Raw genomic sequence first — 23,923 nt, 5'->3', positions numbered from 1 at the left:
CATCGCTGCCGGCAACGGTCGCGGTTTCGGTCAGGGCCGGCGCGGCTTTAATCTGCGAGGTCGAGGTGCAGCCGCTCATGCCGGCTGCCGCCACGATCACGCCGATCACGATAAGGGTTTGTTTTGCTGGCAAGCCGCGCTCGGGTCCGGTTCGTCTGGGTGTTAAGAAATCCCTTACACCAGCGATTCCTGGGTAGCAATCGGGGCCATCTGGTGGTTTTCGGGTGGCGGGATGCAGGCGGTGATGCCATATTGTTCCTGATATGTACCGGCAGGAATCCCGGATTTCGCCACTTTGCGGAAAGGAGTGCATCATGGAAACGACACCGTCGATCACAGCCGGCCACGCAGTGTTAGAAACAGTGATCGGTTTCATGGGCATCGCCTGGAGCGAAAAGGGTCTGATCCGACTCTGCCTGCCCGAACGCAGCCGTGAATCCGTGGAACGGCGGCTGATGCGCCATAGCGGTGTTTCCGCCTCCACGGCGCAGCCGCCATGGGTGGTCGAGCTGATTGCCTCGATCAGGGCATACGCCGCCGGCGAGGACGTCGATTTCTCCGATGTCCCGGTCGACCTCGACGGCGTCGACGATTTCCGCCTGGCCATCTACGACGCGGCACGCAAACTCAGCTATGGCGAGACAACCACCTATGGCGAACTCGCCAAGCGCGCCGGCCATGCCGGCCTGCCGCGCGAGACGGGTGCGGCCCTTGGCGCCAATCCGGTGCCGCTGGTCATCCCCTGCCACCGCATCCTGGCGGCTGGCGGCAAGATCGGCGGCTTCTCTGCGCCCGGCGGCTCCGTCACCAAGGAAAAGATGCTGGCCATGGAGGGCGTGCGCGTCGGCCCGCCACCGCCGGCGCAGGTGTCCTTCGGATTCTGAACCGCCGGCGCGGGCTCTGCCCTGAACTCGCGCTGCCCCTAATTGTTGTGGAAGAATCGCCGGCGGAAATGCCGGTCATTGTCCGGCCGCTTGCAGTTGTAGACCGGGCAGGAGTTGGTGTCGGCGCTCGGCACATAGGCGCGCGTCCTCACCTCGCCCCCGGTGCAGAATTGCTGGCTCTGCACATAGCGGTCGTAAAGCGGCAGCCCCGGCACCCGCTTCGACTGGTAGCGCAGGATGACCGCGCCTTGCCTGGCGATCGTCGACTGCACCTTGCCGCAGCTCATATGCGTCGGGTCATAGCGCGAGATCGCTTGCGCCTCGGCGGCAACCAGCGTCAGACAGGCGGCAAACACTATGGTTTTCATGGTCTCCTCCCTGATCCGCCGCCCATGGACGGCGCGATCCGCCAAAACGGTTTCACCAGATTGGGGCGGCCGTTGGGCAATTCTCAATCACGGCTTTCTCACGCAGTCTTGTTTTTGGAACGAAAGCAGCCTATATCAGCCCCATTGATATTTCGGCCGATCGATCCGGGCCTCGCGATCTTCGCGTTTGCTGACGTCTATCTCCAAAATCTCGATGCACACCGGCTGGACTTCGGTCTGGTCAAACCAAAGCAAATGCAAGGACTATTTTTATGGCAACTGGAACGGTCAAGTGGTTCAACGCCACCAAGGGCTTCGGCTTCATCCAGCCTGACGCGGGCGGCGCGGACGTTTTCGTCCACATCTCCGCTGTCGAGCGCGCTGGACTGTCGACCCTGGTCGAAGGCCAGAAGATCAACTTCGAGATCGAGCAGGACCGCCGCACCGGCAAGTCGTCCGCTGGATCTCTGAGCAAGGCAGCCTGATTTTGCGAATGGCGCGCGCCGGGCGAGAGCTCGGGGCGTGCGGCAAGTCACGGATGTACTGACGGTCGCGCGAGAAGCGCGCCCGGAGCGGAAAGACCCGACACGCTGGAACAGCAGATAGCTGCCAGCCCGGACCGGACGCTCCCGATCAGGCTACCAAGCATGGGAAGGCGGGATTTATCCCGCCTTTTTGTTTGTCTGGGGTTCAGTCGATCGGCCAAACCGGCGAAGCTGCCTAACCTACCCACTCGATCGGCACATGCCCAGGATCGGCCTCCACGCGGCCAAGCCAGGCCACAACGGCCGGATAGGCGTCGAGCTGGAAGCCGCCCTGCTCGGCCGTATGCGTGTAGGCATAGAGCGCGATGTCGGCGACGCTGAAAGCGTTTCCGGCGAAGAAGGCGTTGTTCTCCAGATACCTGTTCATCACACCGAGCGCCTTGTGGCCGCGCTCCAGCGTCGTCGCCAGCCGCTCGGGCGTCGCATCCGCGGCGCGTTCGGGGAAGGTCAGCAGCGCCTTGCGCACCGCGATATAGGGCTCGTGGCTGTATTGCTCGAAGAACAGCCATTGATAGGCGAGCCCACGCTCATACTTGTCCGCCGGCAGGAAGCGCGTGCCTTCGGCGAGATAGAGCAGGATGGCGTTGGATTCGGCCAGCCGGCGGCCGTCATCGAGTTCGAGCAGCGGCACCATGGCGTTCGGGTTCTTGGCGACGAAGTCCGCTTTCCGCGTGTCGCCCGTATGCGAACTCACCTCGATCGTGGTGAAGGTCAGGCCAAGCTTGGCCATCAGCAGGCGCGGTTTGTAGCAATTGCCGCTGTCGATCATGCTGTACAGTATCATGGGCGGTTCCCGGAGCTGCCTTGACCAGCGATTATCGCAGCCGCCGTGCCTTCAACCAATGATTTGTTTTGGCGCGACCATCAGCGGCGCTGATATGTGAAAGCGCTGGCTCAAGCGCATGTCGGGATTCAGGTTGGGCCGAGCCGAGAACGGTGGTTTTCGAGAACCGGAACGGAGCGTTCTTTTCGTAGGCAAGTATTGGAAGCGCAGGAGACCGCCGTTCGCAGGGCGGCATCACCTGAATATCGCCATGCCCTAGCCGAACAGCGGCACGACATTGTTTTCCCTGCCCAGCAGAGCATCGACTGACAGCGGCTCTTCGTTGAAGATGGTGCCGGCCAGCGCCGGACGGGCGAGGAGATAGCCCTGCAGCAGGTCGACGCCGCCGTCGAGCGCGACGCGCAGATGGACGGGCTGCTCGATGCCTTCGACCAGCACCCTGGCGCCGCGGTCGTGCAGGCTGGAGACCAGCGGGCGGAAGAAGCGTTCGGCGGCGGCATGGCGGCAGAACTCCGCGAACCAGCCGCCATCGATTTTGACGATGTCGGGCTGAAGCAGGCTCACCCGCTCCTCGGTCGAATGGCCGGTGCCGAAATCGTCGATGGCGATGCGGATGCCGTCGCGCCGGATCTCACGCACCAGCCGGGCCAGAAGCGCGTCGTCCGCCGCCTGCTCGGTGATTTCGCAGACCAGCATGCCTGGGGCGAGGCCGAGTTCGCCGAGATGCCGGCTCATCAGCCGGATTTCGGCCAGCGCCCGTCCGCAATGGTCGTGGACCATCGGGTTGTAGTTGAAGAACAGATCGAGCCCGTCGACGCCGATATTGTGGAAATTCCGAAGATGCAGCGCCCGGCACATGGTCTCGACAAACAGCCGGTCCGGCGGGGCAACGCTTTCGAAGAACGCCCGCGCCGACCCTGCCCTGCCGGCGCGGTGCGGCTCGATCAGCCCCTCGACCGCCACTGCGTGCAGCGAACGCCCAAGCGGCGCGAAGATCGGCTGGTAGGCGCTGCGCAGGCGCACCTCGCCGTGGACGCCGTATTCGATGCCGACCTCGTCGACGAAGATCGCCTTGCCGACATTGCGCCGCCGCTCGATCCTCATGGCGAGACCCTGCGCCCGAAGGCTTTTGCCGGCCGCGCTGTACGCGGAGCGACGGCGGTGGACGCATCGCCTGCGGAGGCAACCGGGTCCGGAGTCTTCCCGAAAACACGGAAACTCGTCGGCGCCAGTTCCGGCCGTGCCAGCACGAAACCCTGGACCATGGAAGCGCCGGCCTTTTCGGCGAGCTCCAGCTGCCACCCTTCCTCGATGCCCTCGAACACCGTGCGGATGCCCTGTTCCTCGAAACTTCTGACCATCGTCGTCAACAGCGCGAAGCCGGGGCCGGATTCCATCAGCTGCGTGATCCAGGTGGCGTCGAACTTGACGATGTCGGGCTGCAACTCCTTGACGCGGTTGATGTCGGAATCGTCGGAGCCGTAGTCATCAACGGCGATGCGAAACCCGTTGCCCCGCAGCGCCGCGACGAAGCTGTGCAGGGTCTCCTGCGATGCCGATCTCTGCTCGGTCACCTCGCACACGACACGGCCCGGATCGATGCCGGCCTCGTGCAGCACCAGCCGCATTTCGCGCAGGGCATTGTCGGCGATCGACCGCTCGGTGAATACCGACGGGTCGAAATTGACGAAGATCGATGCCTCCTGCGGCAGGCAGGCGCCGGCATTGAGCAGATGCAATGTCCTGGTCAGCGCTTCCACATGCAGGCGGTCGGCGGCCGGGCAGGTCGAGAAGAAGGCCATCGGCGATTGCGCCTCGCCGTCGCGAAACGGCCGGATCAGCCCTTCGAAGGCGACCACCGACAGTTTGCCCTCCTTGAAGGCGAAGATCGGCTGGAAGGCGCTCTGCAGCGTGTAGATGCCCCAGACACCTGACGAGGTGCCGTCATCATGACGGATGATATGGGCAAGCCCGACGCTGCGTGACAAGGGTCCCTCGCTCCGCGAAATGGCGGAATGGATTGCGATCCTGCCACTCAAGCCCTTACCGCCCGTTAATGAATTTTTTGTTGCCGCTCGCAGGTGGCAATCACGGCTCCTTGAGGCCTGGATCAGCCGACAAAGCTTGCACTGAGCGAAATCATGCGACATGAGAAGCGCCGCGGCCGCTCCTGGCCGCGCCGATCTTCCCATGGAGAGATATCTGGTCATGGCCTTTCTTGCCGACACCCTTTCCCGCGTAAAGCCTTCCGCCACCATCGCGGTGACGCAGAAAGCGCGCGAGCTGAAAAATGCCGGCCGTGACATTATCGGCCTCGGCGCCGGCGAACCGGATTTCGATACGCCCGACAACATCAAGAATGCCGCGATCGAAGCCATCCGCCGTGGCGAGACCAAGTACCCGCCGGTTTCGGGCATCGTGCCGCTGCGCGAGGCGATCGCAAGAAAATTCAAGCGCGAGAACAATCTCGACTACAAGCCCGAGCAGACCATTGTCGGCACCGGCGGCAAGCAGATCCTGTTCAACGCCTTCATGGCGACGTTGAACCCCGGCGACGAGGTCATCATCCCCCGTCCCTACTGGGTCAGCTACCCCGAAATGGTGGCGATCTGCGGCGGCACGTCGGTGTTCGCCGACACCTCGATCGAGAACGGTTTCAAGCTGACGCCCGAAGTGCTGGAAAAGGCGATCACGCCAAAGACCAAATGGCTGCTGATGAACTCGCCGTCCAACCCGTCGGGCGCGGCCTACACGCAAGCCGAACTGCGCGCGCTGGCCGACGTGCTGTTGAAGCATCCGCATGTCTGGACGCTGACCGACGACATGTACGAACACCTGACCTACGGCGACTTCGTCTTCAAGACCATCGCCGAGGTCGAGCCGAAGCTCTATGACCGCACGCTGACCATGAACGGCGTGTCGAAAGCCTATGCCATGACCGGCTGGCGCATCGGATATGCCGCCGGTCCGGTCCAGTTGATCAAGGCAATGGACATGATCCAGGGCCAGCAGACCTCGGGCGCCTGCACCATCGCACAATGGGCTTCCGTCGAGGCGCTCAACGGCCCACAGGACTTCATCGCCAGGAACAAGGCGATCTTCCAGGGGCGGCGCGACCTCGTCGTCTCGATGCTCAACCAGGCGCGCGGCATCACATGCCCGTCGCCGGAAGGCGCTTTCTATGTCTATCCATCCTGCGCCCAGCTGATCGGCAAGAAGACCAAGGCCGGCAAGGTGATCGACACCGACGAGGCCTTCTGCTCGGAACTGCTCGAAGCCGAAGGCGTGGCAGTGGTGTTCGGCTCGGCCTTCGGCCTCGGCCCCAACTTCCGCATCTCCTATGCGACCTCGGATGCACTGCTCGAGGAAGCCTGCACCCGCATCCAGCGCTTCACGGCATCGCTGATCTGATCGGATCGATCTGACAACAAAGGAAAGCCGGTGACATCATCGCCGGGTTTCTTTTGTTGGAGGCCAGGCTCCTTAAGCCTGCTGCCTTGCTTGCCTAGTCGACCGCGCCTCGGCCGGCGCCAGGACCATGACCAGCAGAGCCGCGGTGAGGAACGCCGCAATCGCCGCCGTCAGCATCGCCGCGTGGAAGCCGCCGGCATAGGCCGTGGCGAACAGGCGACGCACGCCACCCTCGCCGATTGCCGCGTCGGTTGCGAAATCATGCCGTGATATGGCGGCACGCGCCACCGCTTAGGCATTGCCGACACCGGCATCGCGGAGATGTCCGGTCGGCGAACTCGCGACAGACCTTCGCGCTGTTCCTCAGGATGGTGCGGCCGGATAGGCTGCCCTCCGCGGATGGTCAGGCCTCAGCCGCCATATTGCTCGCCGGAAACCGCTTCCAGCCAATCGGCATGCACGCCGTCGCGCGCTTCCTGCATGGCGATATGCGTCATCGCCGTCTTCGGCGCCGCGCCATGCCAGTGCTTTTCGTCCGGCGCGAACCAGATCACATCCCCTGCCCTGATCTCCTGCAGCGGCCCACCCCAGGTCTGGGCAAGCCCCGCACCCGAGGTGACGTAGAGCGTCTGACCGAGCGGATGCGTGTGCCAATGGGTGCGCGCGCCCGGTTCGAAGCTGACCAGTGTCGCTCTCAGTCGCGCCGGCGCCTCCGCCTCGATGATCGGCGTCTGCAGAACCCGGCCGGTGAAGTATTTTTCCGGCGCTATGATGGTCGACACGCTGCCGCAAGCAATGATCTTCATCGTCTGATCCCGAAGCTGGTGGTGAAGCGACCGGCGGCAAACGCCGCCGCTCGTCGAGGCAAACGCATTGTCGGCCGATATCGCCCCAGGCGCAACCGGCTGTCTCGGGCTGCCTGCCGGAAGAGGCGGTTTTCTCTCCTTAACCATGAACCGTTCCCGCATGCCGGCACCGCGCGAAGACAACGGCGAATTCAATGTCTTCTTAACGGCTCGCCACTAGCCGTGAGCCTGCATTGCGAGGGCCGGCGGATGAGCATACTGGCGACGATCAAGGACCAGAGCGGCCGGATCTATCGCGGCATCCAGGCCCTGCTTGTGCTCAGCATCGGCGCGGCCGCACTCGGCGCCTTCGACATTTCGCGCAACCTGTCCTCGGTCAGCGCCTTCGCCGTCTCGAGCCTGGCTACCGGCCTTGCCTTGCTGGCGTTGATGTACATGCGCAGCCGCGTCGTCCATCAGTTGCGCTCGGCGGCGGCGGCGGAAGCGGAAAAACATCATTTCCTGACCAGGGACGCCATGACCGGGGCGATGACCAGGCGCTACTTCCTCGAAGCGCTGCGCGACAGCCTGGGCACCATGCGCGACCGGCGTGAGGCGACTTTGCTGTTGATCGACGTCGATCACTTCAAGCAGCTCAACGACACGTTCGGGCACCAGTTCGGTGACCTGGCTCTGCTGCACCTGGTCAAGACGTCGGAGCGCGTCTTTGCCGGCGGCATGGTCGGGCGGCTGGGCGGCGACGAATTCGGCGTCATCATTCCGCATGGCGACCTCGCCACCATCAACAAGGACATCAGGCAATTGCTCGATAGGATGCGGGCCGGCAAATCGCATGAAGGCAAGACCATTCCGCTCTCCATCTCGGTCGGCGTGGCGTTGGCGCCGGCCCATGGCTCCAACACTGCGGAACTGATGCTGGTTGCCGACCTGGCGTTATACGAAAGCAAGGCGGGCGGCCGTGGCCGCGTCACCGTTTTCGACGAGGAGATGCTGTCCGACAAGCGCTACCGGCGCCTGGTCGAGCGGGAGTTGCGCGCGGCGGTCTATCTGGGCGAGCTCGAACTGCACTACCAGCCGATCGTCAATCCGGACGGATCCGCTTATGCTCTCGAAGGCCTGGTCCGCTGGCGCCACCCGGTTCGCGGCCTGGTTTCACCGGCCGAGTTCATTCCCATCGCCGAACGCTCGACCCTGATCGACATGCTCGGCGAATGGGTGTTCAAGCGGGCTTGCGCCGATGTCGGCCATTTCCCCGGGCGCCGCATCTCCATCAACGTTTCGGGCGAGCAGCTGAAGCGCGACGAGATCGTCACCATGTGCGACCGCGTTCTAAGGGAATCCGGCCGCTCGGCGACGCAGTTCATCATCGAGATTACCGAGACCGTGGCGACCGCCGCCACGCCCGAGATCCTGCGACGCCTCGAAGCGTTGCGCGGCCTCGGCTTCCACATTGCGCTCGACGATTTCGGCACCGGCCATTGCGGCTTCAACTATCTGAAAACCCTGCCCATCGACGGCATCAAGATCGACCGCTCCTACATCCGCAGCCTCGCCCATGATCAGGTGGCGCAGATCTTCGTTTCGGCGCTGGCGCAGATCGCGCGCATCCAGGACGTCACCATCGTGGCGGAAGGCGTGGAGACGCAGGAAGAGTTCGCGCTGGCCATGGCCGCCGGCTGCAACCGTTTCCAAGGCTACTTCTTCGGCAGGCCGGCGCCGCGCGACAAGGCGCCCTTGCGCACCATCGATGCCGAACCCCTGGCGCTGAGCGCCTGAGACCACCGCACGGCAGCGGATTTCTATTTTCCTTGCCCTGCCGGCAAACAAGTGGGACGATGCTTCAGGGCAGGTGGCGATAGGAAAAGAAACCCCGCCCGCGACGGTCGAACAGGCCGGCCGCCGCTCAGGACCGACTGACCACGCCTGAACCATGCATGCCAGTCGGTCCCTAGGGAAACGCCTGAGTGGAGGTCAGCCATGGGTACTCGCGCCGGAGGACGACGCACGGGACCGAAATGCATTGCCATAGTCGGTCCCTTTGCAAGCGGTAAGACGACACTTCTCGAAGCCATATTGGCCCGCACGGGCGCTATCCCCCGACAAAATCCCGTTTCATCAGGCAACACCGTCTCGGATCATTCGCCGGAGGCGCGCGCCCACGCCATGAGCGTCGAGGCGACGATTGCCAGCACCGAATTCATGGGCGAGCAGATCACCTTTGTCGATTGTCCCGGCTCGATCGAATTCTCCTTCGAGGCCGAGCCGGTGCTGGCCGCCTGCGACCTCGCGGTGGTCGTTGCCGAGGCCGACGAAAAGAAGATCCCTGCCCTGCAGCTCATCATGCGCAAGCTCGACGATCTCGGCGTGCCGCGCATCCTGTTCCTCAACAAGGTCGACAAGGCGATTTCAGGCGTGCGCGATACGCTGAAGATGCTGCAGCCGGCAAGCTCGGTGCCGCTGCTGCTGCGCCAGATACCGCTGCGCAAGGACGGCGTCGTCATCGGCTCGATCGATCTGGCGCTGGAGCGCGCCTACATCTACCGTGAATATGCCGAAAGCGAGGTGGCTCGGATACCGGGCGACGACAAGGCGCGCGAATTGGAGGCGCGCTTCTCCATGCTGGAAACCCTGGCCGACCACGACGACCAGCTGATGGAACAGTTGCTTGAGGAGATCGAGCCGCCGAAGGACGCGATCTTCGACGATCTCTCCGCCGATCTGCGCGACGGCGTGGTGACGCCGGTGCTGATCGGCACCGCCGAAAAAGGCAACGGCGTGCTGCGCCTCTTGAAGGCGATCCGCCACGACGCACCCGACATCGAGGCAACCCGCAAGCGGCTTGGTGCCTCGGACGGCGGTGCCACCGTGGTCCAGGTGATGAAGACCATCCACACGCCGCATGGCGGCAAGCTGTCGGTGTCGCGCATCCTGTCCGGCCAGGTCGCCGATGGCTCCGAGCTATGGCTGCCCGGCGGCGACACAGCCAAGGTTTCCGGCATCTACAAGATGCTCGGCAAGGATCAGTTCAAGCTCACCGCCGCCAAGGCCGGCGATACCGTGGCGTTGGGCAAGCTGGACGAGGTCAAGACAGGCCAGACGCTGACCTCGGCCAAGGGCGGCACCAAACAGCTGTTCATGTTCGAGCCGCCGCAGCCGGTCTTCGCCTTCGCGCTGCGCCCGAAGGAACGCAAGGACGAGGTCAAGATGTCGGCCGCCATCCAGCGGCTGGCCGAGGAAGATCCCTCGCTCAGCCTGCGCCACAACCAGGACTCGGCCGAGACGGTGTTGTCTGGCCATGGCGAAATGCATCTGCGCGTCGTGCGCGAGCGGCTGGAGGGCAAGAACCAGATTCCCGTCGAAGGCCATACGCCGGCGGTGCCCTACCGCGAGACGATCCGCAAATCGGCGCAGCAGCGCGGTCGCCACAAGAAGCAGTCGGGCGGCCATGGCCAGTTCGGCGATGTGGTGATCGAGATCAAGCCGCTGCCGCGCGGCTCAGGCTTCCAGTTCACCGACACCATCACCGGCGGCGTCGTGCCGAAGACTTACATCCAGTCGGTCGAGACAGGCATACGCGACTACCTGAAGAACGGCCCGCTCGGCTTCCCCGTGGTTGACGTCGCCGTCAACCTGTCGGACGGCTCCTACCACGCGGTGGATTCCTCTGACATGGCCTTCCAGATGGCAGCGAAGCTCGCGATGAAGGAAGGCATGGCCGCCTGCTCCCCGGTGCTGCTGGAGCCGGTGATGAAGGTCGAGATCGTCACGCCGTCCGACGCGACGTCTAAGATCATCGCGCTGATCCCACAGCGGCGCGGCCAGATCCTCGGCTATGACGCGCGCCCGGGATGGCCGGGATGGGATGTCGTCGAGGCGACCATGCCGCAGGCCGAGATCGGCGACCTGATCATCGAACTTCGCTCGGCGACCGCGGGCGTCGCCAGCTATCGCGCCGTCTTCGATCATATGGCCGAACTCACCGGCCGTCTCGCCGACGAAGCGATGAATACCAACGGCAAGGCGGCCTGATTCCGTTGCGGCCAGCTACTCTCTTCCCGTCTGCGGGAAGAGAGTACGGCGGGACAGTAAGGGGCAGCGCCAACGTTGAGGATTGTCAAAGTCCGTGATGCACCTGCACCAATGCATGTCGACAAAAAGTGAGCCGGAGCACAAAAACCAAAAACGACGCCCGGGAAGCCGGACGTCGTTTTGTTTGCGGACCGTTTTCTCGGGAGGGGAAACGGCAGGTCCGCCGCATGTCCAGTCGCCGCTTTCGGCGGAAAAGGGTTCGGACGCGGTAGCCGCCTGAGCCCGGGCCGTACGAGTGATGCCCCCATCTCTCGTCCGAACCACACCGCGTCCTGGGCTCTTCATAGCAGCGCAAGGCATCGTTGTCATGTTACCAGAGGTTACATGACACTGTTACGTGCGAATTCGCGTGAAATTCCCAGCTATCCCGGCAGGGTGCAGGCAACAAAAAAGCCGGATCAACGAAGATCCGGCTGAGTTTGATTGGAAGTGCCTGTTAAGGCTAACCTCCAGAGGGGAACACTCGAGGGCGCTAATGGGAGGAGAACGCGCCCAGGAGATGATCTATATATGTGCTCAACATGCCCAAGAAACAAGCATCTATTTTGCAACACACGCATGCAAAAAAACATAGGCTGTGGTCCAACCCATTCCAGAAGCCAATAGGACCAGCAGAATCGTCGAAAATGGGGCGCTCAACCACGCAATCGTCACTACAGGAGCGTGACTCGCGACCGGCTTTCCCCCCAAATCATCAAAATTACGCAGTGATGTCGAAGCAGGCAGCAGACGTTCATTTCTGAGGCAATCGGAGAGAAAGCAGCCAATGCGGACGTTTTCGGCGATCGCCGGCAGCACGGCCTTCTTCATCGCGGCACCCGGCGTGGTCGCCGGGCTGGTTCCCTGGCTGATCAGCGATCATTATCGCCTGCCGTGGTCGACCGTGCCGGGCCTTGTTCCTGCCGGCGGCGTCCTCATCGTCGCCGCGGCCGCTGTTCTACTGCATGCTTTCGCCCGCTTCGCGCTCGAGGGGCTGGGCACGCCGGCTCCGGTCGCGCCGACGGAGAAGCTCGTGATCGGGGGCATCTACCGCCATGTCCGCAACCCCATGTATGTCGCCGTGCTGTCGATCATCCTCGGCCAGGCGCTGCTGTTCTCGAGCTGGACGCTTGTCGCCTATGCCGTCATCGGCGCTGTTGTCATGGGCTCCTTCGTCAAATTCTACGAGGAGCCGACGCTCGCTCGCCGCTACGGCGCCGACTATGAAGCCTACCGCCGCAACGTCCCCGGCTGGCTGCCGCGCCTGACGCCCTGGCGCGGGTGAGTCAGCAGTGAGCAGCGCCGCCAGGGCATGTCGAGATTCAGGTCAGGCCGAGTTGGGCATGGCGGCGTCCGAGAACCGGAGCGGAGCGTACTGTTGGGTACATGAGCATCGGAAGCTGCATTCGCAGGCCGCCCTTGCCCGAATATCGACACGCCCTCAAAATGACCAGCTTCTGGCCTTGGCGATAATGAAATCGCGGAACACGTGCAGCTTGGCCTGGTTCTTCATCGCGTCGGGATAGGCGAAATAGGTGTCGAAGGACGGCACCTCGGTTTCCGGCAAAAGCTGAACCAGGCCGGAGTCCTTGTTGATCACATAGTCGGGCAGCATGGCGATGCCTGCGCCGCCCTGCACGGCGCGCTTGATCGACAAGATGTCGTTGATCTGCAGCGACGGCACGCGCTGGCCGCCCTCGAAATCGCCGACCGTCTCCAGCCAGTTCAACTCCGACAGATGCGATGGCACAGGCAGGCCGAAGGTGACGATGCGATGGTTTCTGAGCTCCGAGACCGAGGCCGGCTTGCCATGCTTGGCGACATAGGAAGGGGCCGCGTAGAGATGGAAATGGACGGTGAACAGGCGGCGCTGGATCAGGTCCGGCTGCTGGGGCTGGCGCAGTCGGATGGCGCAATCGGCCTGGCGCATGGTGAGGTCGAGCTCCTCATTGGCCAGGATCAGCTGCAGGCTGATTTCCGGATAAAGCTCGATGAACTCCTGCACCCGTTCGGTCAGCCAGCCGGCGCCGAGGCCAACGGTTGTCGTCACGCGAAGCACGCCGGAGGGCCGGTCCTTGGTTTCGGTCAGGCGCGACTTGATGGTCTCGAGCTTCATCAGCACGTCATGCGCCGTGCGGAACAGCATCTCGCCTTGTTCGGTCAACACCAGGCCGCGCGCATGGCGGTTGAACAGCGGCACGCCGACATCGTGCTCGAGCGCACTGACCTGCCGCGAGATCGCCGATTGCGACAGGTGCAATGTCTCGGCCGCGTGCGTAAACGACCCCGCTTCCGCCGCAGCGTGAAACACGCGTAGCTTGTCCCAGTCCAACGCCATGATTCCCCTCGTTCTGTTTGGCGTCTGAATGAAAAATCAGGCTTTTACACGGCGTTTCTAAGCCGTTTTTTTAACAGGTCGAAGCGGCCGCTATTCGGCTGCTTCGCGATGCACCTCGATGCCGGCCAGATACTTTTCCGCTTCGAGTGCCGCCATGCAGCCGAGCCCCGCCGCCGTCACCGCCTGGCGGTAGACATCGTCGGTCACGTCGCCGGCAGCGAACACGCCAGGCACGTCGGTGCGGGTCGAATTCGGCGCCGTCCACAAGTAGCCGTTCGGCTTCTGCTTCAGCTTGCCGACGAACAGCTCGACCGCCGGCGCATGGCCGATCGCCACGAACACACCGTCGACCTTGAGGTGGCTTTCGGCGCCGGTCACCGCATGCCTGAGCTTCAGCCCTTCGACCGACGGTGGCAGCGGCGCCTTGCCGGGGCGGCCGGTGATCTCGTCGACCACCGTGTCCCAGATGACGCTGACATTGTCCTTCTGCAGCAGCCGCTCGCGCAGGATGCGCTCGGCGCGGAAGTCGCTGCGCCGATGAATGACCGTCACGCTCCTGGCGAGGTTCGACAGATAGAGCGCCTCCTCCACCGCCGAATTGCCGCCGCCGACCACCGCGACGTCCTTGCCGCGATAGAAGAAGCCGTCACAGGTGGCGCAGGCCGAGACGCCGAAGCCCATGAAATCCTGTTCGGTCGGAATGCCCAGCCACTTGGCCTGCGCGCCGGTTGCGATGATCAGCGCGTCAGCGGTGTATGTGGTGCCGGAATCGCCCTTGGCGCGGAACGGCCGCACGTTGAGGTCGACCTCGGTGATGATGTCGTTGATGATGTCGGTGCCGACATGCTCGGCCTGCTTCAGCATCTGTTCCATCAGCCACGGTCCCTGGATGGGATCGGCGAAGCCGGGATAGTTTTCGACATCGGTGGTGATCATCAGCTGACCGCCTTGCTGCAGGCCGGCGACCAGCATCGGCTTCAGCATGGCGCGCGCGGCATAGACCGCCGCCGTATAGCCGGCCGGGCCGGAACCTATGATGAGAACGGGCGCGTGCTTGGTGGTCATTTAAAACCTCTGCGGGGCGGACAATGCCTTGGAAAAAGACGTGGAATTCGCGCTTAATGTAAGGGTTGCCAACCACGCCAGCAAGACGAAGGGGCCGTCGTCCCCGGAAAGCTTCGTCCCAAGCGGTTATTCGCGCCATCGCCGCTTTCGTTACCGCTCAAAAATCGCGTTGATGAGGGCTGGCGCCAATACAAAAGTCGTTTAATTACAAAATCGCGAAAGATTCTTGCGCCGAGCTGAGACCGCCATGCCTCTGAAAGCCGACCTCGACGCCATCGATTGGAAGATCCTGCGAGAGCTGCAGGCGGATGGGCGCATGACCAATGTCGAGCTGTCGAACCGCGTCGGCATTTCGGCCCCGCCCTGCCTGCGCCGGGTCAAGCGGCTGGAGGAGGCCGGCATCATCCGCGGCTACCGCGCGCTGCTCAATGCCCCGGCGCTGGGCCTCGATGTCGTCGCCTTCTGCCTGGTCGGCCTGCATCACCAGGCCGATGCCGAGCTGCGCACCTTCGCCGAGCGTACGCGCGGCTGGCCGATCGTGCGCGATGCCTGGATGGTCTCGGGTGAATCCGATTTCCTGCTGCACTGCGTGGCAAGCGACCTCGGCGCCTTCCAGACCTTCGTCATCGAGGAGCTGACCTCGACGCCGAATGTCGACACGGTGCGCACCGCTCTCACCATACGCCGGGTCAAGGACGAGGGCCTGGTAGCTTTCTAACGCCTGAGGCGAGGCGAGCGGCTGTGCGCCGGCGAATTCCTGGCCTTCGCCACGCCGGCGCCGCGTTGGTATTCGACCGACGCTGATGTACAAGGCTGGACGGCTCTGCCGGACTCGTCGCTTGACCGACCGCTCGATTGGTTTCTCAAGCGATTCCAGGAAAAAATGTGTAACGGTTTTCCGCGCGGGTTTGCTTGGGTACAGATGGCGAAAGCAGCGTTGCTCTGGGGGCGGCCCGCCATGGGAAGGGGACCATGACTCGATTTGCAAGCCCGGTCTCGGCGCTTATCATCTGCGTGAACGAGGCCGATATGATCGGCCCGTGCCTGGAAAGCATCGACTTCTGCTCCGAGATCATCATCGTCGATTCCGGTTCGACGGATGGCACTGTCGAATGCGTGAAAAGCTATATCGCCAAGGGCTACCCGATAACGCTGCTGCACAATGACTGGCCGGGTTTTCCCCGTCAGCGGCAATTCTCGCTCGACCACGCGAGCCAACCCTGGTGTCTTTCGATCGACCCGGACGAGCGCGTCGACGACCAGTTGCGGCAGTCGATCGTGGCCATCACACAGGCCGCCGACGACAAGATCCGCGGCTGGTACATCCGTCGCCGCGATTGGCTGAAGGGCTATGGCTATGCGCATCGCTGGGTGCTGCATAACAGGCTGATGCGGCTTTTCCGCCGGGAAGGCGCCACCATCGATCTCACCGCGCGGGTGCACGAAGCCTTCCAGGTACCGGGCGAGACCGGCACGATCGAAGAGGGTGTCCTGCTGCATCGTCGTGAAATATCGGTCGAGGAGGATCTCGCCCGGGCCAACGCCTATTCCAGCCTCAAGGCCGTCACGCTGGTCCAGAAGGGCAAGAAGCCCGGCCTGGTGCGGCTGGTGCTGTCGCCGTTCGGCAACTTCCTGAAATTCTACCTGGCCAAGCGCTATTTCCTGTGCGGCCGGCACGGCTTCGTCTACTCGATGTCGGTGATGATCTATTCCTTCGCCACCGAGGCAAAACTCTACGAAGCCTCGGACGATCCTGCGTGAACCGCCAGGCCTGGATCAGGACCTGTTGTCCTGACCGAGCGTTTCAATGGCGGCGAGCAGTTCATCAAGGTCGCTGCTGCCCAGCAGGGGCCTGATGGTGAAACCGGGCTGGAACGCCGCCTCACCGTCGACCAGCCAGCCCTGTTGCAACCCGGCGCGCTTTCCCGCCTGCATGTCGGCTAGCTTGTCGCCGACGATCAGCGAGCGCCGGAGATCGAGCGCAAGGCGTTTTCCCGCCTCGACCAGCATGCCGGGATTGGGCTTGCGCATCGGATGATCGGGAATGGCGAGTGGTCCGACACCGGCCTCGTGGTAGGCGCAGGCAAGCACCATGTCGATGGACACGCCCTCCTCGCCCAACAGCTCGAGCACGCGGCCATTCACCGCCGCAAAGGCGCTCCAGCCGAAATAGCCGCGCGCGACGCCGGACTGGTTGGTGACCACGACGACCGGGATTTGCGCCCGGTTGGCGGCCGCGATCGCCGGCAGCATCTGCGGTCTGAGCTCGATCTCGGCCGGGTCGCTGGGATAATCGGTATCGACGTTGATGGTGCCGTCGCGGTCGAGGAACAGCGCCGGCCGGTTCGGCGGGAAGGCCCGGTCGCCGATCCGCTCGATCCAAACGCCTGGCTCGGTGAGCGGATTTTTCATCCCCGTCTTGTCAGCCATTCGACAGGCGCGCTTCGACCACTTCGCAGAGATGGTGGTAGAGACACAAATGTCCCTGCTGGATGATCGGCGTTGAGGTCGAAGGCACGTTGAGCAGGATGTCGCACAGCGGCTTGAGCTTGCCGCCAGTGTCGCCGGTCAGGCCGATCACCGTCATGTCCATCATCCGCGCCTGTTCGGCAGCGGCCAGGATGCTCGGCGAATTGCCGCTGGTCGAGATCGCCAGAAGCACGCTGCCCGCCGACCCATGCGCCTCGACTTGGCGCGAGAATACCGTGTCGAAGCCGTAATCATTGCCCCAGGCCGTCAGCACAGCGGCATTGGCCGGCAGCGCGATGACATTGTAGGCTTTGCGCTCCTTGAGGAAGCGGCCGACCAGTTCACCGGCTATGTGGATGGCGTCGCTCGCCGAACCGCCATTGCCGGCGATCAGCAAGGCCTTGCCCGACGAGAGCGCCGTCACCACGGCGCTCGCCGCCCGCTCCATCTCGCCGGTCAGGTCACGCTCGACCATCGCCGTGATCGCGGCCGCCGAGCGGACCAGATAGTCGTTCAGTTCAGACATCAAAACCTCAACTTGTGGAGCCGGCGCGCAATTTGCCGATGGTGCCGGTGGTGCTCTTGCCGGCGACGAGATCGACCAGCACGACGCGCCCGCCGGCCTTCTGCACCACGTCGGCGCCGACAACGGTGTCGATCGTATAGTCCGCGCCCTTGACCAGGATGTCGGGCAGCAGCGCCTTGATCAGCGCCAGCGGCGTATCTTCCTCGAAGACCACGACGGCATCGACCGAGGCCAGGGCCGCCAGCACGCAGGCGCGGTCATGCTGGTCGTTGACCGGACGGCCCGGCCCTTTCAGCCGCCGCACCGAAGCATCGCTGTTGAGGCCGAGCACCAGACGGTCGCACTGGCTGCGCGCCGCGTGCAGCAGGCTGACATGGCCGGCATGCAGAATATCGAAGCAGCCATTGGTGAAGCCGACGCTCAGGCCCTCTTCCTTCCAGGCCGCCACCATGCGCGCGGCCGATGCCGCGTCGAGGATGGCATCCTTGTGGGCGGTCGGTCCGTGCGAGCGAAACAGCGCCCCGGTCAGTTCCTCGACCGTGAGCCGCGCGGTGCCGCGTTTTCCGACCACGACGCCGCCGGCGGCATTGGCGATAGAGGCCGCCGCGACGGGATCGGCTCCCGATGCGAGCGCCAGCGCGAACGTCGCGATCACCGTGTCGCCGGCGCCAGAGACGTCGAACACCTCGCGCGCCTGGGTGGCGATATGGCGTGCCTCGACCGGGCCGACGACGCTCATGCCCTTTTCACTGCGCGTGGCGACGACGTAGTCGAAACCATGCGCCGAAATCAGTTCGCGCGCCGCAGCCACGATCTCGTCATCGGCGAACACCGCATGGCCGACGGCCTCGCCAAGCTCCTTGCGGTTGGGGGTAATGGCCGTCGCGCCAGCATAGCGGCCATAGTCGCGGCCCTTCGGATCGACCAGCACCGGCTTGCCGGCTTCGCGACAGATGGCGATGAGTTCGGCGGCAACGCCGTCGAGCAGGATGCCCTTGCCGTAATCGGACAGGATGACGATGTCGGCCCCCGCCAGTGCCGCACGGAAATCCCGGATCAGCCCGGCCCGCTCCGTCTGGTCCAGCGGCTTGATCTCTTCCTCGTCGAAGCGCAGCACCTGCTGGTTGAGCGCGCTGAAGCGGCTCTTCGACGAGGTCATGCGGCCGCGCTGCCGCGAGAGACCTACTGTCTCGGCGCCGAGCTCGCCGAGCATCCGCGCCAGGCTGTCGCCGGCGGTGTCCGTGCCGATCACCGAAATCGGAATGGCCCGTGCGCCGAGCGAGACGATGTTGGCCACGACATTGCCGGCGCCGCCCATGGCTGAGGTCTCGCCGCGCCCATGCAGCACAGGGATCGGCGCCTCGGGCGAAATCCGCTCGATGACGCCATTGACGAAGCGGTCGAGGATAAGGTCGCCGACCACCAACACCGTGACGCCGCCAAAGCGGGCAATGGCGCGGTGCAAGGGTTCGGAAGAAGGCGGATTGTGCTTGATCATATCACTGGCAACGCGCGGGGGAAAACAGTCGCTGAAACATATAGGGTGTCGGCTGGCGGTGGTTCATGCCTGCCGATATACCGCAATTCGAACCGGCGCAACGGCGGCGCCGCGTCAGCTCTTCTGCAGGGCAACGTGGACGCCGAGCCCGACCAGCACGGCACCACCGGCCCGCTGCATCAGCCGCTGCGCCCGGCTCGATCGCCGCAGCCGGCCGATGACGAGGCCGGCCAGGAACACGCAGACGATGTCGGCCGAGGAGAACATCAGGTTGACGATGGTGCCCAGCACCACGAATTGCAGCCACACCGGGAGGGCCGCCGAGGCATCGATGAACTGCGGCAGGAACGCCATGAAGAAGATCGCGGTTTTCGGATTGAGCACCTCGACGGTGATGCTCTCGAAAAAGGCGCGGCGGGCCGATTTGCGCTCGATAGTGGGCAGCGCCACATCGCCCTCCACGCGTTTGCGAAACAGCGAGATGCCGAGCCAGATCAGGTAGAGCGCGCCGATCAGCTTGACCGCCATGTAGAGCGGCGGCACGGCATGGAACAGCACCGACAGGCCGGCGGCGGCGGCAAAGACATGCACATAGCCGCCGAGATGGATGCCAAGTGCCGCCGTCAGTCCCGACCATCGCCCGCGCGCCATCGTCTGCGCCGCGGCATAAAGCATGGCCGGACCGGGGATATAGGCGAAGATCGCCGTGGTGGCGAAGAACGCGATGAGCAGTTCGGTCGACGGCATTTTCTATCCTTATGATCCTGCCCTGCCCGTTGCAGGCCGTTCAGTCAGCCCGTGGGATGGCTTTGGATTGGCCTGCGCGAACAGCCGCAATGAAAGCCGACATGACTTTTTTGTGGAATGACGGACTGAAGGCGCCGATGCCCGCACCCAGTTCGAAATAGGCCGACGATTCCAGAATATCGTGGTTGTGCTCGTCGACTATGACCCAAAGGGGGATGGGGTCAAGGCCGGCGCGGTGGCGTTCAATTTACGGAACGCCACCGGCTGCGCGATCGCGGCCCGGCTGCGTCGAGGTGATTGCAAGGATGAAAGGGGCGTGCCGCAGGCTTTCCCAGGAAGAACGGCGACGAAGGCGACAGGCCTCGTCTTGCGGCCTTCGGTCTCGCCGTCACCATGTTGGCGATGCCACAGATACGGATATCGCCAGACGTCCGCGGCGACGGGTTTAATCACGGTCCAATTCCGCAGCGTATTCCTCGAGCATCTCGACATGTTCGGACGGAGCGCCCTCCGCCGCGTAGACTCGGCGGCTCTCATTGGCGAAGCGAGCCTCGTAAGCCTCGATGCTCATCAGGACATATCTCGGCTTGTTGTGACGAGTGATGGAGACGGGCTGCTGGCTGGCGGCGGCAAGCACATCGCCGAGATTCTGTTTTAGATCGGTGGATGGATAGTGTTTCATGAGACTCTTCGTTTTGCCCATAATAGACAAAATGGACAAAACAGACAAGTTTGAAAGCACAAGACGGGCGACCGCCTTGCTTTGTCGACAGCCGGGCTAGCCTCCCTTATAAGGACCGGAATCGCAAGCAACCAGAGGCCTTCATGATCATCGTCACGGGCGGCGCCGGCATGATCGGCTCCAACATCGTCGCCGCGCTCAATGCCGAGGGCCATGACGACATCCTCGTCGTCGACGATCTCACCGACGGCCACAAGATCGCCAATCTCGCCGATTTGAAAACAGCCGACTACCTCGACAAGGATGAATTCCTGCCGCGCATCGAGACCGGCTCGCTCGGCCGCGTCGAGGCCGTGTTCCACCAGGGTGCCTGCTCGACCACCACAGAGTGGAACGGCAAGTTCATGATGGAGGTGAATTTTGCTTATTCGAAGCGGCTGCTGCATGCCTGCCAGGCACTGCGCGTGCCCTTCCTCTACGCCTCCTCGGCTTCCGTCTACGGCGGCGGTTCCGAGTTTCGCGAGGAGCCGGCGCTCGAACGGCCGCTCAACGTCTATGCCTATTCGAAGAAGCTTTTCGACGACTATGTCAGGCGCACCATCTTCGACACCGATCATTCGCAGGTGGCGGGCCTGCGCTACTTCAACGTCTATGGCCCGCGCGAGGCGCACAAGGGCGCCATGGCCTCGGTCGCCTTCCATCTGTTCAACCAGGTCAAGCGCGGCGAGAATCCGAAACTGTTCGGCGCCTATGATGGTTTCGGCCCTGGCGAACAGAGCCGCGACTTCATCCATGTCGGCGACGTCGCCGACGTCAACCTATGGCTGTGGAAGCGGGGCTCGAGCGGCATCTTCAACTGCGGCACCGGCCGCGCCCAGCCGTTCCGTGCCATCGCGGAAACCGTCATCGACATGCTGGGCAAGGGCGAGATCGAGTTTATCCCCTTCCCCGACCACCTCAAGGGCAGCTACCAGAGCTTTACACAAGCTGATATGTCCCGTTTGCGCGCGGCCGGTTACAATGGCCAGTTCCGGACAGTGGAAACCGGAGTCAGAGACTATGTCGAATGGCTGAAAGCCCAACGATCCTCGTGATCGGCCCACGCTGGGTGGGCGACATGGTGATGGCGCAGTGCCTGTTTTCGGCACTGAAGCAGCTCCATCCCAACGCCGCGATCGACGTGCTGGCGCCGGCCTGGGCGGCACCGCTGGTCAAGCGCATGCCCGAGATCCGCCAGCAGATCGACTTTCCGCTGAAGCCCGGCGCGCTCGAGTTCACCCACCGCCGCCGCTTCGGCCGCCTGCTGCGCGGCCGTTACGACATGGCCTATATCCTGCCGGGCAGCTGGAAATCGGCGCTGATCCCCTTCTTTGCCCGCATTCCGCGCCGTGTCGGCCATCTGCGCGAAATGCGCTATGGTCTGCTGACCGACATCGTGCCGCTGCCGGACGCCGTGAAACGGCGCACAGCGCAGGCCTATTTCAGCCTCGCCAGGGGCGGCAGTTTCCGCGCGCCCCATCTGAGCGTGGATGCCGGCAACCAAGCCGCCTTGCTCGACCGTTTCGGGCTGGCGCGGCAGAAATTCGCGGCCCTGATGCCTGGCGCCGAATTCGGCCCGGCCAAGCGCTGGCCAAGCGAAAGCTATGCCGGCCTCGCCCGCGAGTTCATGGATAAGGGATTGAAGGTAGCCCTGTTCGGTTCGAAGAATGACCGCGACGTCACCGCTGAGATCGCCGCCCTTGCCCCCGGCGTCGTCGACCTCGCCGGCCAGACACGGCTGGAGGACGCCATCGACCTGATCGCCGCGGCAAGGCTGGCGGTGTCCAACGACAGCGGGCTGATGCATGTCGCGGCGGGCGTCGGCACGCCGATCGTCGCCGTCTACGGCTCGACCTCGCCCGAAAACACGCCGCCGCTGGCGGAACGGCGCGAGTTGGTCTGGCTGCACCTCTCCTGCTCGCCCTGCCACCAGAAGCTCTGCCCACTCGGCCATCTCAACTGCCTGAAGACATTGGAAGTCGGCCAAGTCTTGGCGGCGGCGGAGCGGCTGCTGGAAGTCCCGGCCGCGGCATGAAGGTCCTGATCGTCAAGACATCGTCCATGGGCGATGTCATCCACACCTTTCCGGCCCTCGAGGATGCCAGCCTGCACCGGCCGGATGTTTCCTTCGACTGGTGCGTCGAGGAGGCGTTTGCCGGCATCGTCGCCCTGCACCCGGCGGTCGGCAGGATCCATACGGTGGCCATCCGGCGCTGGCGCAAGGCGCTGTTCAAGGGCGGCACCTGGCGCGAGGCTGCCGCTCTGCGCCGAACCTTGCGCGAAGGCCGCTACGATCTTGTCATCGACGCCCAAGGCCTGTTGAAGTCGGCCCTGGTGGCGCGGCAGGCGCGCGCACCGATCGCCGGCTTCGACCGGTCGAGCGCACGCGAACCCTCGGCGACCCTGTTCTACGACGTCACTTACGGTGTGCCGCGCGACCTGCACGCCATCGAGCGGACGCGGCGGCTGTTCGGGCTGGCGCTTGGCTACCAGCCCGACCTCTCGACGCTCGCTTCAGGCATCGTGCCGCCACCCGGTGCTCTCGCCGGCATCACCCGACCAACCGCTTTCCTGTTGCACGGCACCAGCCGCGAGGACAAGAAATGGCCTGTTGAGGACTGGATCGGGACCGCCCGCCTGCTGGTCGGGCGCGGCATGATTCCGGTCACCACCTGGTCGAACGAACGTGAGAAGTCTGTGGCCGAAGCCATCGCCGGCGGCGTGCCGTCCACGGTCGTGGTGCCAAAATCGCCGCTCGCCGACATCGCCGCCATCCTCGGCCGCTCGACGCTGGTCATCGGTGCCGACACCGGGCTGACCCACCTTGCCAGCGCCTTCGGCGTGCCAACGATTGCTGTGTTTTTGGCGACGGAGCCGGGGCTCACGGGTCCGCGTGGCCAATTTGCGTCGACACTGCTGGCCGCGCCCGGTGGACGTCTGACGCCGGCGGAGGTCGTGGCGGAGGCCGAGAGGCTGCTTAGTCTTAAATTACAAGCGCGGGCTTAGGACCTTTCGGAATTCGCTCTGGCGAGGTTCTTCGGAGTCGTCCCGCGACGAGCGGTGCTTACTTGAAGTACGCAAGCGCGTCCCACGCCGGCCTTATCCTTGACCGCCACGTCACTCAAGCTCCAGCCAGCGAAGACCAGAAGCGCAGAAAACCGCGCTGGTCGGCCGCCAGGGCAGGACTATCAAAAGGCCCTAAATGAACTGCACCTGGACGATCTCATACCCCCTGGCACCGCCGGGCGCATTGACCTCGATGGCGTCGCCGACTTCCTTGCCGATCAATGCGCGCGCGATCGGCGAGGAGATCGAGATGCGGCCGGACTTCACGTCGGCCTCCTGGTCGCCGACGATCTGGTAGGTCTTCTTTTCCTCGGTGTCCTCGTCGACCAGCACGACGGTGGCGCCGAACTTCACCTTGTCGCCGCTGAGCTTGGTGACGTCGATCACCTCGGCGCGCGCGATCAGGTCCTCGAGCTCGTTGACACGGCCCTCATTGAGGCTCTGCGCCTCCTTGGCGGCGTGGTATTCGGCGTTTTCGGACAGGTCGCCATGCGAGCGCGCCTCGGAGATCGCCTCGATGATGCGCGGCCGCTCTTCTTGCTGGCGCCAGCGCAGTTCTTCCTTCAATGACGCAAACCCCTCGCCTGTCATCGGGACCTTGTTCATGATGCCTGACCTTTCCTGCCG

At 63.8% G+C, this 23,923-nt stretch carries 25 protein-coding genes and 1 pseudogene; 11 read left to right on the top strand and 15 right to left on the bottom strand.

Annotation, left to right across the window (positions count from 1 at the left end; genetic code table 11):
• Window positions 1–337: pseudogene (locus tag C1D09_RS33330) on the bottom strand (lytic transglycosylase domain-containing protein); the annotation flags it as partial.
• Here C1D09_RS33330 and C1D09_RS28485 point away from each other — a divergent pair.
• Window positions 315–884 (top strand): methylated-DNA--[protein]-cysteine S-methyltransferase, encoded by a 570-nt coding sequence (locus C1D09_RS28485; RefSeq protein ID WP_143977331.1) that lies wholly within the window; start codon window positions 315–317, stop codon window positions 882–884. The pseudogene C1D09_RS33330 and the gene C1D09_RS28485 overlap by 23 nt on opposite strands.
• 38 nt (window positions 885–922) lie before the next feature.
• Here C1D09_RS28485 and C1D09_RS28480 read toward each other — a convergent pair whose 3' ends face one another.
• Window positions 923–1,252, bottom strand: a complete 330-nt coding sequence (locus C1D09_RS28480) for a hypothetical protein (RefSeq protein ID WP_143977330.1) — start codon at window positions 1,250–1,252, stop codon at window positions 923–925.
• A gap of 272 nt (window positions 1,253–1,524) precedes the next feature.
• On the opposite strand from C1D09_RS28480, the gene C1D09_RS28475 reads away from it, so the two are divergent.
• On the top strand, window positions 1,525–1,737 hold the full coding sequence (locus C1D09_RS28475; protein WP_010910991.1) for a cold-shock protein: 213 nt from the start codon (window positions 1,525–1,527) through the stop codon (window positions 1,735–1,737).
• A gap of 235 nt (window positions 1,738–1,972) precedes the next feature.
• On the opposite strand, the gene C1D09_RS28470 is transcribed toward C1D09_RS28475, so the two are convergent.
• The 3 genes from C1D09_RS28470 to C1D09_RS28460 form a co-directional block, all read right to left on the bottom strand.
• A complete protein-coding gene (locus C1D09_RS28470; RefSeq protein WP_143977329.1) occupies window positions 1,973–2,581 on the bottom strand; it encodes a glutathione S-transferase family protein in 609 nt (202 codons plus the stop codon).
• A gap of 255 nt (window positions 2,582–2,836) precedes the next feature.
• Complete coding sequence (locus C1D09_RS28465) at window positions 2,837–3,685, bottom strand: EAL domain-containing protein (RefSeq protein WP_143977328.1); 849 nt, start codon at window positions 3,683–3,685, stop codon at window positions 2,837–2,839.
• Window positions 3,682–4,569: an EAL domain-containing protein gene (locus C1D09_RS28460; protein ID WP_143977327.1), complete on the bottom strand. Its 888-nt coding sequence runs from the start codon at window positions 4,567–4,569 to the stop codon at window positions 3,682–3,684. The genes C1D09_RS28465 and C1D09_RS28460 overlap by 4 nt, the downstream gene beginning before the upstream one ends.
• A gap of 220 nt (window positions 4,570–4,789) precedes the next feature.
• On the opposite strand from C1D09_RS28460, the gene C1D09_RS28455 reads away from it, so the two are divergent.
• Window positions 4,790–5,992: a pyridoxal phosphate-dependent aminotransferase gene (locus tag C1D09_RS28455; protein WP_143977332.1), complete on the top strand. Its 1,203-nt coding sequence runs from the start codon at window positions 4,790–4,792 to the stop codon at window positions 5,990–5,992.
• 72 nt (window positions 5,993–6,064) lie between these two features.
• Here the strand turns inward: C1D09_RS28455 and C1D09_RS28450 are convergent, their stop codons facing one another.
• Entirely contained in the window at window positions 6,065–6,280 is a 216-nt protein-coding gene (locus C1D09_RS28450) for a hypothetical protein (protein WP_246135912.1), read from the bottom strand.
• Window positions 6,281–6,402: 122 nt separating this feature from the next.
• The gene (locus C1D09_RS28445) at window positions 6,403–6,798 is read right to left on the bottom strand and encodes a (R)-mandelonitrile lyase (protein WP_143977326.1); all 396 of its coding nucleotides are present in this window, start codon (window positions 6,796–6,798) and stop codon (window positions 6,403–6,405) included.
• A gap of 249 nt (window positions 6,799–7,047) precedes the next feature.
• Between C1D09_RS28445 and C1D09_RS28440 the strand changes: the two genes are divergently transcribed.
• The 3 genes from C1D09_RS28440 to C1D09_RS28430 all read left to right on the top strand — a co-directional run bounded on the left by C1D09_RS28440 (window position 7,048) and on the right by C1D09_RS28430 (window position 12,151).
• Window positions 7,048–8,574 (top strand): putative bifunctional diguanylate cyclase/phosphodiesterase, encoded by a 1,527-nt coding sequence (locus tag C1D09_RS28440; protein ID WP_143977325.1) that lies wholly within the window; start codon window positions 7,048–7,050, stop codon window positions 8,572–8,574.
• Between the two features lie 201 nt (window positions 8,575–8,775).
• The gene (locus C1D09_RS28435; protein WP_143977324.1) at window positions 8,776–10,827 is read left to right on the top strand and encodes an elongation factor G; all 2,052 of its coding nucleotides are present in this window, start codon (window positions 8,776–8,778) and stop codon (window positions 10,825–10,827) included.
• 826 nt (window positions 10,828–11,653) lie between these two features.
• On the top strand, window positions 11,654–12,151 hold the full coding sequence (locus C1D09_RS28430) for a methyltransferase family protein (RefSeq protein WP_143977323.1): 498 nt from the start codon (window positions 11,654–11,656) through the stop codon (window positions 12,149–12,151).
• 156 nt (window positions 12,152–12,307) lie between these two features.
• Here the strand turns inward: C1D09_RS28430 and C1D09_RS28425 are convergent, their stop codons facing one another.
• Complete coding sequence (locus C1D09_RS28425) at window positions 12,308–13,204, bottom strand: LysR family transcriptional regulator (protein WP_010911008.1); 897 nt, start codon at window positions 13,202–13,204, stop codon at window positions 12,308–12,310.
• A gap of 90 nt (window positions 13,205–13,294) precedes the next feature.
• A complete protein-coding gene (gene trxB, locus C1D09_RS28420) occupies window positions 13,295–14,269 on the bottom strand; it encodes a thioredoxin-disulfide reductase (RefSeq protein ID WP_143977322.1) in 975 nt (324 codons plus the stop codon).
• A gap of 247 nt (window positions 14,270–14,516) precedes the next feature.
• On the opposite strand from trxB, the gene C1D09_RS28415 reads away from it, so the two are divergent.
• Together C1D09_RS28415 and C1D09_RS28410 are read left to right on the top strand one after the other, a co-directional pair.
• Window positions 14,517–14,987, top strand: a complete 471-nt coding sequence (locus C1D09_RS28415; protein ID WP_143977321.1) for an Lrp/AsnC family transcriptional regulator — start codon at window positions 14,517–14,519, stop codon at window positions 14,985–14,987.
• A gap of 254 nt (window positions 14,988–15,241) precedes the next feature.
• Entirely contained in the window at window positions 15,242–16,030 is a 789-nt protein-coding gene (locus C1D09_RS28410) for a glycosyltransferase family 2 protein (protein ID WP_143977320.1), read from the top strand.
• A 15-nt stretch (window positions 16,031–16,045) separates the two neighbouring features.
• Here C1D09_RS28410 and gmhB read toward each other — a convergent pair whose 3' ends face one another.
• The 5 genes from gmhB to C1D09_RS28380 form a co-directional block, all read right to left on the bottom strand.
• A complete protein-coding gene (gmhB, locus tag C1D09_RS28405) occupies window positions 16,046–16,699 on the bottom strand; it encodes a D-glycero-beta-D-manno-heptose 1,7-bisphosphate 7-phosphatase (RefSeq protein ID WP_143977319.1) in 654 nt (217 codons plus the stop codon).
• Window positions 16,692–17,264, bottom strand: coding sequence for a D-sedoheptulose-7-phosphate isomerase (locus tag C1D09_RS28400; protein WP_143977318.1), 573 nt, complete (start codon window positions 17,262–17,264; stop codon window positions 16,692–16,694). Before C1D09_RS28400 ends, gmhB begins: the two co-directional genes overlap by 8 nt.
• Window positions 17,265–17,271: 7 nt before the next feature.
• Entirely contained in the window at window positions 17,272–18,762 is a 1,491-nt protein-coding gene (gene rfaE1, locus C1D09_RS28395; RefSeq protein WP_143977317.1) for a D-glycero-beta-D-manno-heptose-7-phosphate kinase, read from the bottom strand.
• A 114-nt stretch (window positions 18,763–18,876) separates the two neighbouring features.
• Window positions 18,877–19,509: a LysE family translocator gene (locus C1D09_RS28390; RefSeq protein WP_143977316.1), complete on the bottom strand. Its 633-nt coding sequence runs from the start codon at window positions 19,507–19,509 to the stop codon at window positions 18,877–18,879.
• A gap of 445 nt (window positions 19,510–19,954) precedes the next feature.
• On the bottom strand, window positions 19,955–20,191 hold the full coding sequence (locus C1D09_RS28380) for a type II toxin-antitoxin system Phd/YefM family antitoxin (RefSeq protein WP_143977315.1): 237 nt from the start codon (window positions 20,189–20,191) through the stop codon (window positions 19,955–19,957).
• A 143-nt stretch (window positions 20,192–20,334) separates the two neighbouring features.
• Here C1D09_RS28380 and rfaD point away from each other — a divergent pair, with 143 nt between their 5' ends.
• The 3 genes from rfaD to waaC are packed head-to-tail and all read left to right on the top strand — an operon-like array spanning window position 20,335 to window position 23,236.
• Window positions 20,335–21,285 (top strand): ADP-glyceromanno-heptose 6-epimerase, encoded by a 951-nt coding sequence (rfaD, locus tag C1D09_RS28375; protein ID WP_143977314.1) that lies wholly within the window; start codon window positions 20,335–20,337, stop codon window positions 21,283–21,285.
• Window positions 21,258–22,265 carry a lipopolysaccharide heptosyltransferase II gene (waaF, locus tag C1D09_RS28370; protein WP_143977313.1) on the top strand — a complete coding sequence of 336 codons (1,008 nt, stop codon included), beginning with the start codon at window positions 21,258–21,260 and terminating at the stop codon, window positions 22,263–22,265. Before rfaD ends, waaF begins: the two co-directional genes overlap by 28 nt.
• Window positions 22,262–23,236, top strand: a complete 975-nt coding sequence (gene waaC / locus C1D09_RS28365; protein WP_143977312.1) for a lipopolysaccharide heptosyltransferase I — start codon at window positions 22,262–22,264, stop codon at window positions 23,234–23,236. Before waaF ends, waaC begins: the two co-directional genes overlap by 4 nt.
• Window positions 23,237–23,428: 192 nt before the next feature.
• On the opposite strand, the gene greA is transcribed toward waaC, so the two are convergent.
• Complete coding sequence (gene greA, locus C1D09_RS28360) at window positions 23,429–23,902, bottom strand: transcription elongation factor GreA (RefSeq protein ID WP_008877613.1); 474 nt, start codon at window positions 23,900–23,902, stop codon at window positions 23,429–23,431.
• Window positions 23,903–23,923 lie beyond the last annotated feature (21 nt).

It is taken from the genome of Mesorhizobium intechi (assembly GCF_002879535.1).
GTDB classification, from domain to species: domain Bacteria; phylum Pseudomonadota; class Alphaproteobacteria; order Rhizobiales; family Rhizobiaceae; genus Mesorhizobium; species Mesorhizobium intechi.
The sequence above is the reverse complement of the archived record's forward strand: the minus strand, read 5'-3'. Positions and strand labels throughout refer to the sequence as shown.

Excerpts from the sequence above, each read along its gene's own strand:
- C1D09_RS28470 (WP_143977329.1), bottom strand. The coding sequence starts at position 2,581 with ATGATACTGTACAGCATGATCGACAGCGGCAATTGCTACAAACCGCGC.
- C1D09_RS28455 (WP_143977332.1), top strand. The coding sequence starts at position 4,790 with ATGGCCTTTCTTGCCGACACCCTTTCCCGCGTAAAGCCTTCCGCCACC.
- C1D09_RS28435 (WP_143977324.1), top strand. The coding sequence starts at position 8,776 with ATGGGTACTCGCGCCGGAGGACGACGCACGGGACCGAAATGCATTGCC.
- waaC (WP_143977312.1), top strand. The coding sequence starts at position 22,262 with ATGAAGGTCCTGATCGTCAAGACATCGTCCATGGGCGATGTCATCCAC.
- C1D09_RS28430 (WP_143977323.1), top strand. The coding sequence starts at position 11,654 with ATGCGGACGTTTTCGGCGATCGCCGGCAGCACGGCCTTCTTCATCGCG.
- C1D09_RS28445 (WP_143977326.1), bottom strand. The coding sequence starts at position 6,798 with ATGAAGATCATTGCTTGCGGCAGCGTGTCGACCATCATAGCGCCGGAA.
- waaF (WP_143977313.1), top strand. The coding sequence starts at position 21,258 with ATGGCTGAAAGCCCAACGATCCTCGTGATCGGCCCACGCTGGGTGGGC.
- trxB (WP_143977322.1), bottom strand. The coding sequence starts at position 14,269 with ATGACCACCAAGCACGCGCCCGTTCTCATCATAGGTTCCGGCCCGGCC.
- C1D09_RS28425 (WP_010911008.1), bottom strand. The coding sequence starts at position 13,204 with ATGGCGTTGGACTGGGACAAGCTACGCGTGTTTCACGCTGCGGCGGAA.
- rfaE1 (WP_143977317.1), bottom strand. The coding sequence starts at position 18,762 with ATGATCAAGCACAATCCGCCTTCTTCCGAACCCTTGCACCGCGCCATT.
- C1D09_RS28400 (WP_143977318.1), bottom strand. The coding sequence starts at position 17,264 with ATGTCTGAACTGAACGACTATCTGGTCCGCTCGGCGGCCGCGATCACG.
- C1D09_RS28390 (WP_143977316.1), bottom strand. The coding sequence starts at position 19,509 with ATGCCGTCGACCGAACTGCTCATCGCGTTCTTCGCCACCACGGCGATC.
- C1D09_RS28480 (WP_143977330.1), bottom strand. The coding sequence starts at position 1,252 with ATGAAAACCATAGTGTTTGCCGCCTGTCTGACGCTGGTTGCCGCCGAG.
- C1D09_RS28380 (WP_143977315.1), bottom strand. The coding sequence starts at position 20,191 with ATGAAACACTATCCATCCACCGATCTAAAACAGAATCTCGGCGATGTG.
- C1D09_RS28410 (WP_143977320.1), top strand. The coding sequence starts at position 15,242 with ATGACTCGATTTGCAAGCCCGGTCTCGGCGCTTATCATCTGCGTGAAC.
- C1D09_RS28440 (WP_143977325.1), top strand. The coding sequence starts at position 7,048 with ATGAGCATACTGGCGACGATCAAGGACCAGAGCGGCCGGATCTATCGC.
- rfaD (WP_143977314.1), top strand. The coding sequence starts at position 20,335 with ATGATCATCGTCACGGGCGGCGCCGGCATGATCGGCTCCAACATCGTC.
- gmhB (WP_143977319.1), bottom strand. The coding sequence starts at position 16,699 with ATGGCTGACAAGACGGGGATGAAAAATCCGCTCACCGAGCCAGGCGTT.
- C1D09_RS28465 (WP_143977328.1), bottom strand. The coding sequence starts at position 3,685 with ATGAGGATCGAGCGGCGGCGCAATGTCGGCAAGGCGATCTTCGTCGAC.
- greA (WP_008877613.1), bottom strand. The coding sequence starts at position 23,902 with ATGAACAAGGTCCCGATGACAGGCGAGGGGTTTGCGTCATTGAAGGAA.
- C1D09_RS28415 (WP_143977321.1), top strand. The coding sequence starts at position 14,517 with ATGCCTCTGAAAGCCGACCTCGACGCCATCGATTGGAAGATCCTGCGA.
- C1D09_RS28475 (WP_010910991.1), top strand. The coding sequence starts at position 1,525 with ATGGCAACTGGAACGGTCAAGTGGTTCAACGCCACCAAGGGCTTCGGC.
- C1D09_RS28485 (WP_143977331.1), top strand. The coding sequence starts at position 315 with ATGGAAACGACACCGTCGATCACAGCCGGCCACGCAGTGTTAGAAACA.